The sequence below is a fragment of the Coleofasciculus sp. genome, from assembly GCF_046539235.1.
Lineage (GTDB): Bacteria > Cyanobacteriota > Cyanobacteriia > Cyanobacteriales > Coleofasciculaceae > Coleofasciculus.
On the sequence record NZ_JBKHHI010000103.1, the window covers coordinates 1 to 17357 of the forward strand.

A 17357-nucleotide genomic window follows, 5' to 3' on the forward strand; every position below is an offset into this window, starting at 1 on the left:
AGCGATCGCACCTCCCACCGGAAATGCGATCGCTCTTTCCCAAGTCTACGCCCCATCAGGGACGCAGACGCTAAACACTCAAGACTTAACCTTGTTGTGCTTCAACTTCAGCCACCATCAACAGTGTCTTCATCACGGAGTCAGGGTTCAAACTCATCGAGTCAATTCCCAACTCAACCAAGAACTTGGCAAACTCAGGATAGTCACTGGGCGCTTGACCGCAGATACCAATCTTACGACCATTCTTCTTCGCCTTCTCAATCACCATCCGCACCATTTCCTTAACCCCTTCATTGCGCTCATCAAAGATGTGAGCCACTAAACCGGAGTCGCGGTCTAGACCCAAGGTTAACTGAGTCAGGTCATTGGAACCAATGGAGAACCCGTCAAACACTTCACTGAACTGGTCAGCCAAGATCACGTTGCTGGGAATCTCACACATCACATAGACTTGGAGTCCATTTTCGCCACGCTTCAAGCCGTGTTTCTCCATTTCTGCCAACACCTTGCGCCCTTCATCGGGGGTACGGCAGAAAGGAACCATGGGGATCACATTAGTTAAACCCATTTCATCCCGAACCCGCTTGATGGCTTGACACTCTAACCCATAAGCTTCGGCATAGTTTTCATCGTAATAACGAGACGCACCACGCCAGCCAATCATCGGGTTTTCTTCCTTCGGCTCAAACTGCTGACCGCCGAGGAGGTTGGCATATTCGTTACTCTTGAAGTCGGACATCCGTAACACAACTGGGTTGGGATAGAATGCCGCTGCAATCATTGCCACACCCCGCGCCAACTTGTCTACGAAGAAGTCCGCCTTACGTTCGTAGAGGTAGGTCATTTTGTAGACTTCCCGCTTGACGGTGGCATCTTCGAGCTTGTCGAAGTTCAGCAGTGCCAAGGGGTGCGCCTTAATATGATTAGCGATGATGAACTCTAAGCGGGCTAATCCCACGCCATCACAGGGGATCGCCGCCAAACCAAAGGCTTCTTCTGGGTTACCCACGTTCATCAAAATCTTGGTGCGGGTTGTGGGTAGGTTTTCCAGTTGGGTTTCTTGGACTTCAAAGGGTACAAGCCCTTCGTAAACCCGTCCTTCTTCCCCTTCGGAACAGGAAACGGTGACCTCTTGTCCACTCTTAAGCACACCTGTAGCATCACCACAACCGACAATCGCGGGGATGCCCATTTCACGAGCAATAATTGCCGCGTGGCAGGTACGTCCACCTTGGTTGGTGACAATGGCTGATGCCCGTTTCATGATCGGTTCCCAGTCGGGGTCAGTCTTGTTGGTGACTAAGACTTCACCGGGTTCAAACTCATCAATCTTGTGGACATCCAGAATCACTTTGGCTTTGCCCTGACCAATCATTTCGCCAACGGCGCGACCGGTGACCGCCACCTCGGAGGTTCCTTTCAGCTGATAGCTCTTGAGGACGCTCTTGGACTTCTGGGATTGGACGGTTTCTGGACGAGCTTGAACGATGTACAACTCACCCGTTTCCCCGTCTTTCGCCCACTCAATGTCCATGGGGGTGTAGACACCCCGGACTTCGGAGTAGTGGTCTTCAATAATACAACCCCAGCGAGCCAGTTGCAGAATTTCTTCGTCGTTGATCGCGTATTTGACTTGCTCAGGCTCTGACACGGGTACGTTCTTGGTCAGTTTTGAACCACCGATGTCATAAATCATCTTGATTTCTTTGCTGCCCAAGCGCTTTTCCAGAATCGGGCGATACCCTTCCTTGAGCGTTGGTTTGAATACAAAGTATTCGTCGGGGTTGACAGCACCTTGAACAACGTTTTCGCCCAAACCGTAGGCGGCGGTAACTAGGGCGGCATTCTTGAAGCCTGTTTCTGTGTCAATGGAGAACATGACACCAGATGAGGCTAAGTCAGAGCGCACCATTTTCTGCACCCCAACCGAAAGGGCGACATCAAAGTGATCAAACCCTTTGAGGGTGCGATAGGAGATGGCTCGGTCAGTAAAGATGGAGGCAAAGCAACGATGACAGGCGTCTAAAACATCCAAGACACCGTAGACGTTCAGGTAAGTTTCTTGCTGACCTGCAAAACTGGCATCAGGCAAGTCTTCAGCCGTAGCGGATGAACGGACGGCTACGTCAACAGCTTGGGTTTTCTCCTTGCATTCTTCTTGGTATTCCGGCTCAAACCGATCGCAAAACTCAGCGGTGACGCCATACCGTTCGCACAGCTTCAGGTAAGCTTCCGCGATCGCGGTTCGCAGATCTTCGGGGAATGGTGTGTTGAGAATCAAAGACCGCGCTTGCTTACCCCTGACTCGCAGGTTATTCATATCCTCGACATCGAGGTCAGAAAACAGTTCGCGTAGCCTTTCTTCTAAACCTGCTTCCTTAATGAAGTAACGGTATGCATAAGCGGTCGTGGCGAATCCGGTGGGAACTCTGACGCCCTTAGCCGTCAGTTGTCGGATCATTTCACCCAGGGAGGCGTTTTTACCACCCACCAAGGGAACATCGACAATTCCTACCTCTTCAAACCACAGAATCAGAGCTTGTTCTTTGGACGATTGAGATGTTGCTGTTTCAGTAGCTGCAACCATTAAGTATTTCCTCCTACTCTTGGTTTCAGTATTTTAGTTTACCGATACTCAGCCGAAAAAATTCCTTTAGGTAATATTTTCTTTAGGATTCGGCTGTTTTTTATGGAACCATACCTCACAATTAAATTAGTAGCAATTTACACATTTTAACACTCTACTCAATTTTAGAGTTAAAACCATCAGATCTACTATCATTCCCCATCCTTATAGTCGGGATACATTTAATTGATCTTTATCAATTCTTTAGGTTTTGACTTAAGGTGTTGAATTAGGGAATAGATAGATAGATAAATCAATCCACACCTTGTCGCGCTTGGGCGGGTTTGTAGCATTGCAAACTTCTTCTGGCGTTCTCCTTGAATAATTACTTAACTTATTAGGAGAGCGAGTAATTCGGTCACAGTCCTTTATTTCAGAACAGTTATACCATAGCAGACTATTGAGAAATAGACAAGCCGTAATTCCTAATTTAAATCAGCACTAAAGCCACCCAAACCTAGGGATATTAACAACCTAGATATTGTTTATTAGAGGGTAACCCAAATGATAGCTCTGCTGGTTATACATTGTTCCTTTAGATTTATTCCATTTTTCAATGATCCCCAGATATAAGTATCAAATATTGTGTATCTATCCGTAATATTTTTGTGTTTATCGAAACAAAGTCACTCTAATTAAACTAGAGAATTTATAGGATCAGTCGAGCGGATGGTCTTCATCCAAACGCCCCTAAAACTTTTGAATAGTTAAAACAGTGGCTCTCAGACTGATTTACAGAGTGATTTACGAAAGGATATTGACCTCCGACTGATTATTACCTTGCTAGACATGATAGCGCAATCCCAGAATCTGACAAGATCTAAATTTGGATTGTAAACTTATGTAAAACAAACACGCTGTATCGATCATGATTTCTCGTCGCACGCTTGTGAGCATTCTCTTGGCAAGTTGTCTGGCTTGCTTGACTTGGTTAAACCTCACTCCCGCCGCCTCTGCTCTCGGCGGTAAACAACCACCCTTAAACGAGCCTGCACCAGAGTTTACGCTACCGACCAATAGTGGGGATGGGGAGGTATCACTCTCCGATTACCGGGGGAAATGGGTAGTTTTGTACTTTTATCCCAAGGATTTCACCTCAGGTTGCACCTTAGAGGCTCGTCGCTTTCAGCAAGATTTGCCTGAATATATAGAGAGAAATGCCCAAATTTTGGGAGTGAGTGCAGATGATGTGGACTCCCATGCCGATTTTTGTGACTCAGAGGGGTTGAAGTTTCCCCTTTTGGCAGATACAGATGGGTCAGTGAGTCAGGCGTATGGGTCTTGGATGGGCTTTGTCTCCCTACGTCATACTTATCTCATTGATCCCGATGGCATCTTACGGGAGATATTTCTCGGTGTTCGACCAGCGATTCACAGTACAGAGGTACTGGCACATTTAGATGAGTTGCGATCGGTGACCTAAGCATCATCCACTACCATAAGAAACCTGTAGGGGCGACCCGCTTGCATCAATTCATACCAAATCCGCCTTTATTAACCCCTTTTGATGAGGCGATTGAAATCGCTGCTACACAAACAAAGTCCGCCTGCGCGGACTGGGTTATAACGGGGATAGCCTAACCCGGATTTGGTATCACACTTCTAGTCCATTGAACAGACCCTAACTAATTGCAAGCAATCTAGTTAGGGATTCTCCCCTGCTGTTACCACGAAGAGCCGCTGTTCTCGGTGAATACCAGGAACTTCTGCCTTGGCATTCCTCCTCGCCATTTCTGAATCGGAGTTAAGACTAAAAAAGCCTTATGAACGCACTAAGATTTTTACCCAGTAGATGCGTTATTGTAACAAATAGTCTCTACTGGAACCTTATAATCTTAAGTTTTCTAGGTTCTACCTGTAGGTCGTGCCGAACAAATAAATGCCGCCGTACCTGTTAGTATTATAGCAAAATTATTAATGTTTCGCTAACCCCATCTAAATCTTGTGATTTTAGATGGGGACTGCGCTCAACCGTTGTTCAATTTGCTCGGGTCGCCCTTTACACCCATTAGGCATTTCTAAACAACCTATGATCCGCCAACCCCTATATCTACCCTTTGCAGAAGGAAAGTGGCAGATGACCATGAGTCTCAAAGCCCTTGATCCCCAGGACTGGATTGAAATCGACGACCAGTTTGTCAAGTATTTGTTACAAAAAGATACTCTGCTCAAGACTCGACATTCAGAGGTATTTGCCAGTCTCCCCGGAACCGCAGCCATTCAGAAAGAGGTTCTAGATTTACTGCTGGATCATTTACTGAAACGCTTTCCCCACCATTATCGACGCCATGGTCAAATTATTGACGCGATCGCAACCCATCAAGTTTGGCATATCCCGGACTTCGAGTCAGCACCTTTGGATTTAGCTGGGCGTCTGGTACAGGAGGATTTATTATTGATGGAGCGATCGCGTCAAGGGTATCGTTTAGTCGCCGCTTCCCTCTGCTTTCCCTTGCGTTGGCGACTACGAGAAAAGTTGGGCTGTCCCCTGACTCAAATCCACTCCCCGGTTCCAGGATATTCTGAAAAACTGGCGCATCCTGTAGATAGTGTGTTCAATCGCCTCAAATCCAGTCATCCGGTTTGGCGATTAAACTGGAGTATTGTCGAATCTCCCGAACTATTCTTTCCCCCAGAGAACGCAAAACCCGGTTGGGAGACAACGATAAATTGCCAAAACGCTGGGGATAAGCTGTTTTTGAGAGTGGAACGTCAGACATTAAGACGGTTAAGCGGAAGTGGTGACATACTGTTTACCGTGCGTACCTATGTACATCCCTTACGAGTGCTTGAAGATAATCCCCAGATGGCTCATAATTTAATGGAAACTATCCAGCAAATGCCCCTTGAGATGCAGAATTATAAAAACTTACTGCCAATTCAGGAAGTGCTTTTGGGGTATCTTGAGTATATAGCTAGTTTCAAGCCTTTGTAAAATGGCAGCCTGGGTTGGACAAGTTTTTCAAATAATTTTACGTTCACACACAATTTATTGAAAACAGCCATATTACTAAATGATTTAACGCTCAAAAACTAAAAATAAATACTTCTTAATCTATCAAGTTAGTTTAATGGTTCATTTTTGTCAAATTTAATGTATTATTATGGCAAAAAAAAATAACAATTTAAAAAGCAGTACGACAAACAATTCATCTCCTCTAGTATCACTTTATTGGGATTGCCAAAATGTTAAAGTAAGCCGAGAAAGAGCCGAGTTTTTGCAAGCTTTTGCCAACGAACAAGGTGATGTAATTTGTCAAAAAGCATATTCCAATTGGCAGCGAGAAAATAAAAAATATGCCAAGTTTTTAAGTGGTATTGGTTTTCAAAGAATTAACGTTCCCTCCTTGACCAAGAACAGCGTAGACAACCAACTAATAGTTGATTGTATTGAAGAAGCCTATAGTAATGCCTCCGCTGATATCTTCATTATCGCATCAGGAGATGGTGACTTTACCAGTCTAGGTCATGTCTTAAAAAATAAAGGGAAGAAAGTCATAATTTTCGCTCAACAAGGTGGGGTGAGTCAGAGTCTAGTTAATATTGCTGATGAATCCCACATCATAGAAAGATTAGATGAAATATCAAAACTTCCTTCCTTCCGCGACCCTTCTCTTCTCAAGCGTGCCCTCACCCACCGTTCATACATTAACGAAAACCCTAGTGCAGGTGAAGACAACGAACGTTTAGAGTTTCTCGGTGATGCTGTACTAAATTTTATTAGTGGTGCGTTTCTCTATAATTATGATCCAGCAATGAAGATGAGCGAATCTCAACTTACACGTCTGCGATCTAAATTAGTTGAAGAACAACAGTTAGCAATATTTGCCAAAAAACTAGATTTAGCTAAAAAAATGAGGTTAGGTAATGGTGCCATAAAAGAAGGAGGACGCAAAAATTCGTCATTGCTCAGTGATACCTTTGAAGCCGTTGTTGGTGCTTACTTTCTCGATTCAGGTATTGAGGCAGTTATCACTTTTATTGAACCTTTGTTGAGTTCTGCAATTAGAGACCTCTGTTCCACTGAAACAACTCTAGATAATAGTATTCTCGTGGACTCCAAGGGTCGATTTCAGCAATGGGCGCTAGCCAATTTTATCGAAAAGCCGGAATATTTTGTTATTGATGAATCCGGACCAGATCATGCCAAGGAATTCACGGCTGTAGTGCGCGTAAAAGGCAAAGTCTACGGTGTCGGAACTGGGCGTCGTAAACAAGATGCTGAAAAACGTGCGGCTGAAGCAGCGCTGAAAAAAGTTGGAGTTGAATAAACGTACTGGTTTTGTTGTCCTCAAGTTTCCCTATTTTCCACAGGAGTTCCCCTAGCGCCAAAAACCGCGATCGCGACACCTGCCAGGAGAACGGCTGCACCGATTAGCACAAAGCGTCCGGGGAGTTCCTGAAAAACGAGATACCCCAAAAAACTAGAGACAACTGGTTCCCATAAAATCGCTAGGGTAACCAAGGTGGGAGACACCCAGCGCACTGCCCAGTTAAAGCTAGTATGCCCGACTAATTGAGGCAATAACGCCATTAGCAAAACATAAAGGTAAACGGCACGCGGATAGCCAAAGTAGCCAACACCAAAGATTAAGGGTAGGGGCAATAAAACCAGTGCGCCAGTGCTATAGGCGATGGCTATATAACTACCAATTCCCAAACCACGCCGCTGTGCTTCTCGACCTAACAACAAATACAAACTGACTATTACAGCACCAATTAAGGCGAGACTATTTCCCAAGGCGGGATTAGAACTCACGTTAACCGTTTCTTGATCACCTAATGCAATGAGGACACCGCCGATAAAGGCAATACCAATTCCCAGTAGGGTTAACCGCGAGGGTTTTTCCTTAAACCATAGCCAAGATAGCAAAGCTACCCAGATGGGATTGGTGGTGACTAGAGTCGTAGAAGCGGCAATTGACGTGAAGGATAGAGACGTAATCCAGGCGGCAAAATGCAGGGCAAGACAAATCCCAGCCCCCACAGCATAATGGAAAGCATCGGGACTAAGCTGATGCGATCGCAGGTTTCGCCAAGCGGGTACTATTAATAAAGATGCCAGGGTTAGGCGAGAAGCCGACAGAAACAGGCTAAATCCAACGCCACTCAAGCCAGCCGCCGTATTCGCTAAACGAATAAAAATGGCAGCACTGGAAACTGCCAAGACACCAGCGACTAAAACCAGTCCCACCTGCCACGGTAACGGTTGCTTGGACGTTTTCACAATTTGATGCTCCCGATTCCATACTTGGAGTTTAGACCAGAAGGGACGCTTTTTTGGCATCTATAGCAAAAGGCAAAAGGCGTCAGGGCAGCAGGTTTATTATGGATAGAGCAGACTATAACTTACAGACAAACCCCGACGAACGGTTTCCGGCACAAACCCACCTAAACTTGTGCTATACCGTTGAATTAGTGTGAGTAATCTATCTGAACTCAAGTGACAAGCGACGTTTATCACCATAAGCAAAAGCTCTTTGATCGGTGGGCACCGAACTACGACCTGCTGTTTACCACAATCTTCTACCAAGCCGTTCACCAACGGTTGTTGGAGTACGTAGAACTACCGGAAAATCCGAATGTGCTTGATCTCGGTTGCGGTACGGGTCGATTATTACATCGCCTTGCCACCCAGTTTCCCACTCTCCAGGGTACAGGAGTTGATTTATCCTCCCAAATGCTGCGTCAAGCCCGACAGCGCAATCAGCATCGACCGCGACTTATTTTCAAACAGGGAAATGCTGAGTCTTTACCCTTTGCTGAGGGTCAATTTGATGCGGTGTTTAATACAATTAGTTTTCTGCATTACCCTCAACCTCAACAGGTGTTCTCCGAGGTGAATCGAGTTCTGCGACAGGGGGGACGTTTTTACCTGGTTGACTACATCGGTCGAAAAAAAACAGTGACCCTTTCTATTCCCTTATTTTCTAATAACCTTCGCTTCTATAGTCGAGAGCAACGCGAACAATTTGGTCGGGTAGCCGGGATGGAATGCTTGGGACATCATTTTCTTTTAGGACCTGTGATGCTAACGATTTTTCAACGCATTGGTTTAGGAGACTGAATATGGAACGTCGTCGCACTTTCTCTGGAGTGAGTTGGGAAGCGAAAACGGGGTATTGTCGCGCTATCCGGGTGGGCAATCATATTTATGTTTCCGGAACGGCACCCATTGAACCCGATGGTGGAGTTTTTGCCCCCGGAGATGCTTATGCTCAAACTCGCTACTGTTTGCAAAAAATTCGCCAAGCCCTGCAAGAGTTAGGGGCGGATTGTCAAGATGTAGTCCGTACTCGCCTTTATGTGACTGATATTAGCCGTAGTGCTGAGTATGCCAAAGCTCATCATGAGTTTTTTGCGGAACATCCACCTGCAAATACCATGGTTGGCATTCAGGCGTTAGTTGATCCCCAGATGCTGGTGGAAGTCGAGGTAGACGCGGTTTGCTCAGCTTAGGAAGAATGGTACTGACCTAGTTCGTAGTAGGGGCTTTAGCCCCTGATTTTATAGGTTTCTTTGGTTTTGCCTGTTGCCTTATCCCTACTCATAAAGGGGGTAGTTAACCCGGATTTGGGATTAAATCAGGGATTCAGCACAGGATATGAGAAAATTCAACAAGCAGTCGGATTGTCCGAGCTTAGATTTATGTCTCACGAGTCCTCAGAACAACTCAGTCTCTTTGACCAGTCAGGGTTGACATCTTCTACCCCCAGTGACTTCCAACAGTCGTTAATTCCTACGGATGCCAAAATTCCGATTCCGTCTGGCACTTACGACTCCATGGAGTCTTTGGCAGCTCATTGTAACGTTTGTCAGCGCTGTGAATTAGGAGCCACTCGCACCCATGCTGTAGTAGGGCGGGGTGATGTTCATGCTCCGATTATGATCATTGGGGAAGCCCCTGGTCAAAATGAAGACGAACAAGGTTTACCGTTTGTCGGGAGAGCCGGACAATTGCTGGAAAAGATTCTCGCCGCCGTCAAACTGGATAGCGAACGGGATGTCTATATCTGTAATATGAATAAATGCCGTCCTCCCGGTAATCGAGTACCGACTCCTGATGAAGTTGCAGCTTGTAAGCCGTATTTATTAGAACAAATTCGCTTAGTCAATCCTAAGATTATCCTGCTAACAGGTGCAACGGCTGTCAAAGGGTTAACGGGTGAAAAGCGTGGCATTACTAAAATTCGTGGCACTTGGATGGAATGGGAAGGACGACTGTGTATGCCAATCTTCCATCCCGCCTACCTATTGCGGAATCCGTCACGAGAGCAGGGTAAGCCAAAGTGGTTTATGTGGCAAGACATTCAGGCAGTGCGTGCCAAATTAGATGAACTGCAATCCTAAAATCTCGTTTGGGTAACCCCCGGTAAACGGTGATACAAAAAAGATGTGTTTAACTTTTATGCCATTTTTGTTTGGGGAGATTCTCGCCTAGAATTTCATGCAGTTTAGAAACAAGCAAAAGAATTCACCAATCCCTGAAGTTAATCTGATTCCTTTAATGGATGTGATGATGTCAGTGCTAACATTTTTTATTATCACATCAATGAGCTATACAGGTCAGCGCTTAGGGGATATTAATCTACCTGGTTTACCGGGTACTGGAACCGCTAGTGGTGAGTCAAATACTAGAAACACTCTGGTTATTGGCTTAAATCGCCAAGGCGAAATTTTAGTGGATAATCAAGTGATTACCGTTAACCAGGTGTCTGAAACAATCCAGTCATACCTAGAACAAAATCAAAATGCTACAGTTGTTTTAAAAGCAGACCGAAACTTACCTTATGAAGATGTACAAAAACTGTTAAAAGAAATGACGATAATTGGTGGCGATCGCGTCTCTCTTGCTATTGAACGTCGTTAAAACAATTTACATATTAACAACCTGTAGGGGCAACCCGCATGAATCAATTAAAACCACCATTCTACTTAATTAAAACTGGTCGCCATAATCTCAATTATCTGTGACAGAATCATGTTTATTTAAATCGTTCAACGATGCGTTTTAGAACCCAACGAACCCAATCATCAATACCGTCCATTCAATTAATCCCTATGCTCAATGTGATCATGGGAGTTCTAGCATTTTTTGTAATGAATTCCATGCTGTTAACCACTCAAGAAGGCGTCAATGTTCAACTTCCTAATACTGAAAATACTCAAACTCAGCCGCCGGAAAACCCCACCCCTTTAGTTGTACAATTGAAGTCACAAGGACAACTGGTCATCGGTAATCAATCGGTCAGCCAAGAGCAATTGTTTGAGCAAATACAAACTTATTTATCCCAAAATCCTCAAGGGGCTGTCTTCTTGCAAGCCGACAGTCAATTGCCCTACGAACAAGTGATTCAGGTATTGGTACAAATGCGGGATGTGGGAGGCGATCGCGTTTCTTTAGCTATTGAGAGTGGCGCTTAACAACAACTACTCAAACCAAAAATAATCTAAAACTCTAAGCTAATAATGGCTAGTCCTGACTGGGTTGGTATAAGTTGAATAATACCCTTAAAATCATTTTTTTCAACACTGTAATATAGTCCATCATCATTCAAAGGAATAATAGTAAACTCTTTCTCTTTTAGTTGACTGACAAACTGAGAACTTAACTGTTCCCTATTTCTTTCATAAACAGTTCCCAAATAATTGTATTTTCCATCAACTCCCTCAGCCAATACTTGTTTGATTTCTCTATTCAGCTCTTTTGTATACTCACCAGCTACCATAATCTGTTCCAGAATATTTCGCAATTCTCGTTCTTCTGCTTTTTCCGCTGTTAACTCAGGTAAGTCTGCCCGATTAAGTTGTGTTTTTGAGAGGAAAATTATCGTATTTTCCCCCTTTAAAACCAAGTGCAGATATTGAGATACATCATCTTGAGAAACTTGATAAACCTTGAATTCAGGGTCATTTATACTCGGATTAGCTAGAGTATAATTGCGATCGGGTAGTTCCTTGCCATAGTATTTAATAACCTGACCTAAGGATTGCTGGACATGACGAGCCGATGTATCTGCCTCTCCAGTAAGTATACCTAACGAACCCATCGCCGCCTCTTCAGGAAAAGGGAAATTTGTCAGGAATTTTTTCAGTGGATCTTCCACATTAACATCATTGGTATCAATTCCAGAATCTATGGTCTGATCAGTATTTTTTGTATTTTTTTCTTCAATCGTCTGAGTTTCATCCTGAGAACTAGATGGTGATGGAGAGGGTGACGATTTAGGATTTTCCCAAATTTCTGGAGAAAATTCAATCGTAGGACTGAGATCAGGAGTCGGTTGGATAGGGTCAGGAAATGGGTTAATCCTAGGTTGACTAGAAAAGGCTGAGGCGAAAGGAGTCGGTTGACTTGGCGTTGGACTCGTTTGGGCTGTGGGTTCCTCAGCGGAATTTACTGAAGACTTAGGTGATGAAGAAAATGAAGGTAACTGTGTCACCTTGACTTGTTCTTCGGGTTCCGACTTTTCCCAGGTAGAAGGTACGGGTAGAATTAGCACAATACCATGCAACACCACAGAAATCAGCAACAGGGGTCGCCACACTATCTGCACAGGAGTAGGTAAGTTTTTTAGCAACTCAGGCGATTTCATCGAAGCACAGTTAAAAGCAGCAAGGATTTAATCCCAATCGAGTTTCATTTTGACACATTCCAAAGTAAATAATTGGGTGGGTAGGGGCGGGTTTAGTTAAGTTATCAGTTTCCGGCTTGCATGTTATTGGTAAAACCCGCCCCTACAGCTAGGCGTCTCTATCCCTTTGAGTCTGCTTAACCCATTTGTCGTATAAATCAGGGCGACGTTCCCGGGTTCTCTGAATCTGTTGGTCTTTGCGCCACTGGTCAATCGCCTGATGATTGCCCGATAATAAAACATCTGGGACATGCCAACCGCGAAATTCAGCAGGGCGTGTCCACTGCGGATAGTCTAATAATCCGGCTTCAAAACTCTCTAATTTAAGGGATTCTACTTTCCCCACGGTTCCAGGGCGTAATCTCACCACCCCATTAATCAAGGCGAGTGCGGGAATTTCACCGCAGGTTAAGACAAAATCCCCTAAGGATACCTCTCGCGTCACTAAATGTAAGACTCGTTCATCAACACCTTCATAATGTCCACAGATAATCACAATCTGGTCATAACCCGTCGCCAACTCAACCAACAGGGGCTGGTTCATTGGTTGTCCCTGGGGTGTCATCAGAATCACCTCTCGCCGAGGTAATCTAGGTAACGACTCCACCGCCGCAAAAATTGGTTCGGGTTTCATTAGCATACCTACCCCACCCCCATAAGGTTCATCGTCAACCCGTCGGTGTTTATCCGTGGCAAAATCACGAGGATTGATTAGGTGTACTTGGGCGATTTGTTTAGTCAATGCCTTACCCAGCAGTCCTGAAGCCAGGGGAGAGGTAAAGAAATCCGGAAACAGTGTGACAACATCAAAGCGCACAAGAATTGGGTCGCTGTTAAGACAAAAGGGGTCAATCGTAACTCATAGTATAAGTAATTATTGGTATAATTTGCCATGATGACTGGGAAACGCCCGACTTTCTCCGAACGGCTGAGTGTCGTGAGTGAGTGTTCTGGGGCGGCTAAACAATTAACGATTTCCATCGATTCACCGTATTTAGGCGGCTGCAGAGTGCATCTGAATCAAAGCCAAGCGCGATGGTGTTTAGTTGTGGAGAAGCTTGCCCAGGACAGCCTAAACCAGTAGTTGAGCTAGAGTCAAAATCGTAATAAAGTGACAGTTCTAGCCAAGCGCGATACTCAAGTATTGAACTCACCTTATGCCCGAACTCGACATCGACAGTATGCTGCAGTTAGACTCTCAATTCCAAGCGACGACAATGCCTCAATCGACAAAAACCGCAATCATTGTTATTGGTGGTGCGGAAGATAAAGTTCATGGACGGGAGATCCTGCAAACCTTTTTTCGTCGGTCGGGTGCAGCTGAGGCGCGAATTGCGATTATTCCATCGGCGTCGCGAGAACCCGCGATTATTGGCGATCGCTATCAGCGGATTTTTGAGGATATGGGGGCAAAGGAAATTAAAGTCCTGGATGTCCGCGATCGCGCTCAAGGGTCGGATTCTTCTTTACAAGAGTATGTGGAAGCCTGTACGGGTGTGTTCATGACCGGTGGGGATCAACTGCGTTTGTGCGGTTTACTCTCGGATACCCCGTTAATGGAAAAAGTCCGCCAACGGGTGCATTTAGGGGAGATTACCTTAGCGGGAACCAGTGCAGGTGCGGCGGTGATGGGTCATCACATGATTGCTGGCGGCGGGAGTGGTGAATCCCCCAATCGTTCTTTAGTCGATATGGCAACGGGTTTGGGGATTATTCCGGAAGTGATCGTCGATCAGCATTTTCTGAATCGGAATCGCATCGCCCGCTTAATTAGCGCGATCGCCACTCACCCGGATCGCTTGGGGATCGGCATTGATGAAGATACTTGTATCATCTTTGAGCGAGATGGTTGGTTACAGGTGATGGGCAAAGGTACGGTGACGATTATTGATCCCGGAGAACTGTCTCACACCAATCAAGTGGATATTGGCAGCACCGATCCGATTAGTCTACATAACCTGCGAGTGCATGTTCTATGTCATGGCGATCGCTATCATGTCTATAAACGAGCATTAATGCCCATCAATAATGTATGACGGCAAGAGCAGGGATGTAGAGACGTAGCATGCTACGTCTCTACGAAGGTCAAAAATCGCCAATCGTTTCCGCAAAATGTTCATAATGAACAGTTTGATGGCTTTGAACAGTCGGAAACTAGATAAGATGTCCCATCCACTCAAAACGGGTGAATCCAATCAGGGCAAGAGTAGACTACTCCCCCGATTACGTGGAGGACTTCTGAGAACTGGCAAAAATGTTGAGACAATGTAAGTCGCGATACTTGAGAAGTCTACGCTCTAATCTGGAGATCCAGGGTAGGAGGATGTCACGTAATGTTAAAGAAATTCCTAAAATAGATTTTGCACAATCGCTAGTTTGTGCTTCAAAAGCCGACATTGTGAACCATCCCCGATTTCATCACTAACTATGAGAATTCTAAAAATCCAGACGTTACGCGGTCCCAATTACTGGAGCATTCGACGCCACAAACTCATTGTCATGCGTCTTGATTTGGAGGAACTCATCGATAAACCCTCCAATGTACTTCTGGGATTCTACGAGGGACTGGTAGAGACGCTACCCAGTCTAGAAGAGCATTTCTGTTCTCCGGGTGTTCGGGGTGGGTTCTTAAGTCGGGTCAAAGAAGGCACGATGATGGGGCATATTATCGAACATGTGGCGCTGGAACTCCAGGAACTGGTGGGAATGCGCGTTGGGTTTGGTCGGACTCGGGAAACCGGGACAGCCGGAATTTATCAAGTTGTTTTCGAGTACATTGACGAGCAGGCGGGTCGCTATGCAGCTAGGGCAGCTGTGCGCTTGTGCCAAAGTATTATCGATACCGGAACTTATCCCCAACGGGAGTTAGAGCAAGACTTAAAAGACCTGAGCGAACTGGCTCGCGATGCGGCTTTAGGACCGAGCACAGAAGCCTTGGTCAAAGAAGCCGACGCCAGAGGTATTCCCTGGCTTCCCCTAAGTGCCAGAGCCATGATTCAGCTTGGCTACGGGGTGCATCAGAAACGAATTCAAGCCACCTTGAGTGATTACTCCGGAATTTTAGGGGTGGAATTAGCCTGTGATAAAGAAGGGACGAAACAGATTTTGCGGGATGCGGGGGTTCCGGTACCCCGAGGCACAACGGTGCTTTATTTGGACGAATTAGACAGCGCGATCGAGTATGTGGGGGGGTATCCGATTGTGATTAAACCCCTCGATGGTAATCATGGGCGGGGGATTACGATTGACATTGGCAACTGGGACGAAGCCGAAAAAGCTTATGATCGCGCTAAAGATATCTCCCGTGCGGTGATTGTCGAGCGCTATTATCCCGGTTTTGACCACCGCGTCTTGGTGATTAACGGCAAAGTTGAAGCCGTCGCCCAGCGGATTCCGGCGCGTGTGATTGGGGATGGTAAGTCTACGGTTGAGGAACTGATTGAACGGACGAACCGCGATCCCAATCGAGGAGAGGGTCATGATAACGTTCTGACGAAAATTATCGTTGATCATACGAGTCTGAGCATCTTAGAACGTCAGGGTTATACCTTGGATACCGTCCTCCAAGACGATGAGGTCTGTTATTTACGGGCAACGGCTAATCTGAGTACGGGGGGTGTGGCGATAGACCGCACGGACGATATCCACCCGGAAAACGTTTGGTTAGCCCAGCGGGTGGCGAAAATTATTGGTCTGGATATTGCCGGGATTGATATTGTTACACCTGATATTACTAAACCCCTACGAGACATTGACGGCGTAGTGGTGGAAGTAAATGCTGCGCCAGGATTCCGGATGCATGTGTCTCCCTCTGAAGGTTTACCGCGCAACGTCGCCGCCCCGGTGATGGATATGTTGTTTCCACCGGGACAAGCCAGTCGGATTCCGATTCTGGCGGTGACAGGGACGAATGGCAAAACCACTACCACTCGCTTGCTTGCCCATATCTATAAGCAAACGGGTCATGTGGTTGGGTATACCACGACGGATGGGATCTACATTGGCGATCATCTGGTGGAACAAGGAGACACCACTGGACCCCAAAGCGCTCAAGTGATTCTCAAAGATCCCACGGTTGAGGTGGCGGTATTGGAAACAGCACGAGGTGGGATTCTGCGATCGGGTTTAGCCTTTGATGCTTGTGATGTGGGCGTTGTGTTAAATGTCTCGGCGGATCATTTGGGAATTGGTGATATTGATACCCTTGACCAGATGGGGCATCTCAAGAGTGTGGTGGCTGAATCCGTGAGTCCAGCCGGTCATGCCATCCTCAATGCTGAAGATCCTCTAGTCATGGCGATGGCACAGCGGGTCAAAGGTCATGTGGCGTTTTTCTCCATGAATCCCGACAACGAGGTGGTGAAAGCTCACACCCGACAGGGGGGTTTGGCGGCTGTGTATGAAAATGGCTACTTGTCCTTAATCCGAGGCGAATGGACGCTGCGGATTGAGAAGGCGGAACATGTACCTGTGACCATGCGGGGAATGGCACCGTTCCAAATTGCTAATGCCTTAGCCGCTAGTCTCGCCGCCTTTGCTCAAGGGGTTCCGATTGAGGCAATTCGTGACGCTTTGACCACATTCCGGGCGTCTGTGGCGCAGACACCGGGACGGATGAATTTATTTAACCTGGGTGAGTATCATGCTTTGGTGGATTATGCCCATAATGCCGCTAGTTATGAAGCGGTGGGTGGCTTTGTCCGCAATTGGTCCGGGGAACGGATTGGCGTTGTCGGTGGACCAGGCGATCGCCGGGATGAGGATTTCATTAATTTGGGACGACTCTCGGCAGACATTTTTGACCGGATTATTATTAAAGAAGATGCAGATTTACGGGGACGTCCCAGTGGTGAGGCGGCGGAGTTGATTTGTAAGGGAATTCTGGAGACCAATCCGGATCGCAATTGTGAAATTATTCTCAATGAAACCGAGGCGATTAACACGGCGTTAGACCGAGTGGCGTCCGGTGGTTTGGTGGTGATTTTCCCGGAAAAGGTGAGTGGGACGATTGGCTTGATTGAAGAACGACGCCCTCTACCAGAGAATGGCTATCAACCTGTGGGTGAGTCTCAAGTGGATTTACAGCCATCGGTGGC

General features: G+C 46.2%; 15 protein-coding genes. 11 read left to right on the forward strand and 4 right to left on the reverse strand.

Annotated elements, in window-relative coordinates:
- Nucleotides 1–85 precede the first annotated feature (85 nt).
- Nucleotides 86–2587: a phosphoenolpyruvate synthase gene (gene ppsA / locus ACLFWI_RS11655; protein WP_446413087.1), complete on the reverse strand. Its 2502-nt coding sequence runs from the start codon at nt 2585–2587 to the stop codon at nt 86–88.
- A gap of 907 nt (nt 2588–3494) precedes the next feature.
- On the opposite strand from ppsA, the gene ACLFWI_RS11660 reads away from it, so the two are divergent.
- From ACLFWI_RS11660 to rnc, 3 genes are all read left to right on the forward strand, one after another.
- Nucleotides 3495–4049 (forward strand): peroxiredoxin, encoded by a 555-nt coding sequence (locus tag ACLFWI_RS11660; protein WP_446413088.1) that lies wholly within the window; start codon nt 3495–3497, stop codon nt 4047–4049.
- Nucleotides 4050–4703: 654 nt separating this feature from the next.
- A complete protein-coding gene (locus ACLFWI_RS11665) occupies nt 4704–5561 on the forward strand; it encodes a heme-dependent oxidative N-demethylase family protein (RefSeq protein WP_446413089.1) in 858 nt (285 codons plus the stop codon).
- Between the two features lie 169 nt (nt 5562–5730).
- Nucleotides 5731–6897, forward strand: coding sequence for a ribonuclease III (gene rnc, locus ACLFWI_RS11670; protein ID WP_446413090.1), 1167 nt, complete (start codon nt 5731–5733; stop codon nt 6895–6897).
- Nucleotides 6898–6917: 20 nt separating this feature from the next.
- On the opposite strand, the gene ACLFWI_RS11675 is transcribed toward rnc, so the two are convergent.
- Entirely contained in the window at nt 6918–7853 is a 936-nt protein-coding gene (locus ACLFWI_RS11675) for a DMT family transporter (RefSeq protein WP_446413091.1), read from the reverse strand.
- A gap of 216 nt (nt 7854–8069) precedes the next feature.
- Here ACLFWI_RS11675 and ACLFWI_RS11680 point away from each other — a divergent pair, with 216 nt between their 5' ends.
- The 5 genes from ACLFWI_RS11680 (at nt 8070) to ACLFWI_RS11700 (ending at nt 11050) form a co-directional block, all read left to right on the forward strand.
- A complete protein-coding gene (locus ACLFWI_RS11680) occupies nt 8070–8693 on the forward strand; it encodes a class I SAM-dependent methyltransferase (protein WP_446410881.1) in 624 nt (207 codons plus the stop codon).
- Nucleotides 8694–8695: 2 nt separating this feature from the next.
- Entirely contained in the window at nt 8696–9085 is a 390-nt protein-coding gene (locus ACLFWI_RS11685) for a RidA family protein (RefSeq protein ID WP_446410882.1), read from the forward strand.
- Nucleotides 9086–9274: 189 nt separating this feature from the next.
- A complete protein-coding gene (locus ACLFWI_RS11690) occupies nt 9275–9976 on the forward strand; it encodes a uracil-DNA glycosylase (protein WP_446410883.1) in 702 nt (233 codons plus the stop codon).
- 97 nt (nt 9977–10073) lie between these two features.
- Complete coding sequence (locus ACLFWI_RS11695) at nt 10074–10496, forward strand: ExbD/TolR family protein (protein WP_446410884.1); 423 nt, start codon at nt 10074–10076, stop codon at nt 10494–10496.
- Nucleotides 10497–10630: 134 nt separating this feature from the next.
- The gene (locus tag ACLFWI_RS11700) at nt 10631–11050 is read left to right on the forward strand and encodes an ExbD/TolR family protein (RefSeq protein ID WP_446413092.1); all 420 of its coding nucleotides are present in this window, start codon (nt 10631–10633) and stop codon (nt 11048–11050) included.
- Nucleotides 11051–11076: 26 nt separating this feature from the next.
- Here ACLFWI_RS11700 and ACLFWI_RS11705 read toward each other — a convergent pair whose 3' ends face one another.
- Entirely contained in the window at nt 11077–12222 is a 1146-nt protein-coding gene (locus tag ACLFWI_RS11705; RefSeq protein WP_446413093.1) for a hypothetical protein, read from the reverse strand.
- Nucleotides 12223–12370: 148 nt separating this feature from the next.
- The gene (gene trmD, locus ACLFWI_RS11710) at nt 12371–13078 is read right to left on the reverse strand and encodes a tRNA (guanosine(37)-N1)-methyltransferase TrmD (RefSeq protein ID WP_446413094.1); all 708 of its coding nucleotides are present in this window, start codon (nt 13076–13078) and stop codon (nt 12371–12373) included.
- Nucleotides 13079–13153: 75 nt separating this feature from the next.
- On the opposite strand from trmD, the gene ACLFWI_RS11715 reads away from it, so the two are divergent.
- The 3 genes from ACLFWI_RS11715 to cphA form a co-directional block, all read left to right on the forward strand.
- Nucleotides 13154–13345: a hypothetical protein gene (locus tag ACLFWI_RS11715; protein WP_446409732.1), complete on the forward strand. Its 192-nt coding sequence runs from the start codon at nt 13154–13156 to the stop codon at nt 13343–13345.
- Between the two features lie 97 nt (nt 13346–13442).
- Nucleotides 13443–14297 carry a cyanophycinase gene (locus ACLFWI_RS11720; RefSeq protein WP_446413096.1) on the forward strand — a complete coding sequence of 285 codons (855 nt, stop codon included), beginning with the start codon at nt 13443–13445 and terminating at the stop codon, nt 14295–14297.
- 391 nt (nt 14298–14688) lie between these two features.
- Nucleotides 14689–17357: cyanophycin synthetase (cphA, locus tag ACLFWI_RS11725; protein WP_446413095.1), on the forward strand; the 2669-nt coding region annotated here is incomplete at its 3' end.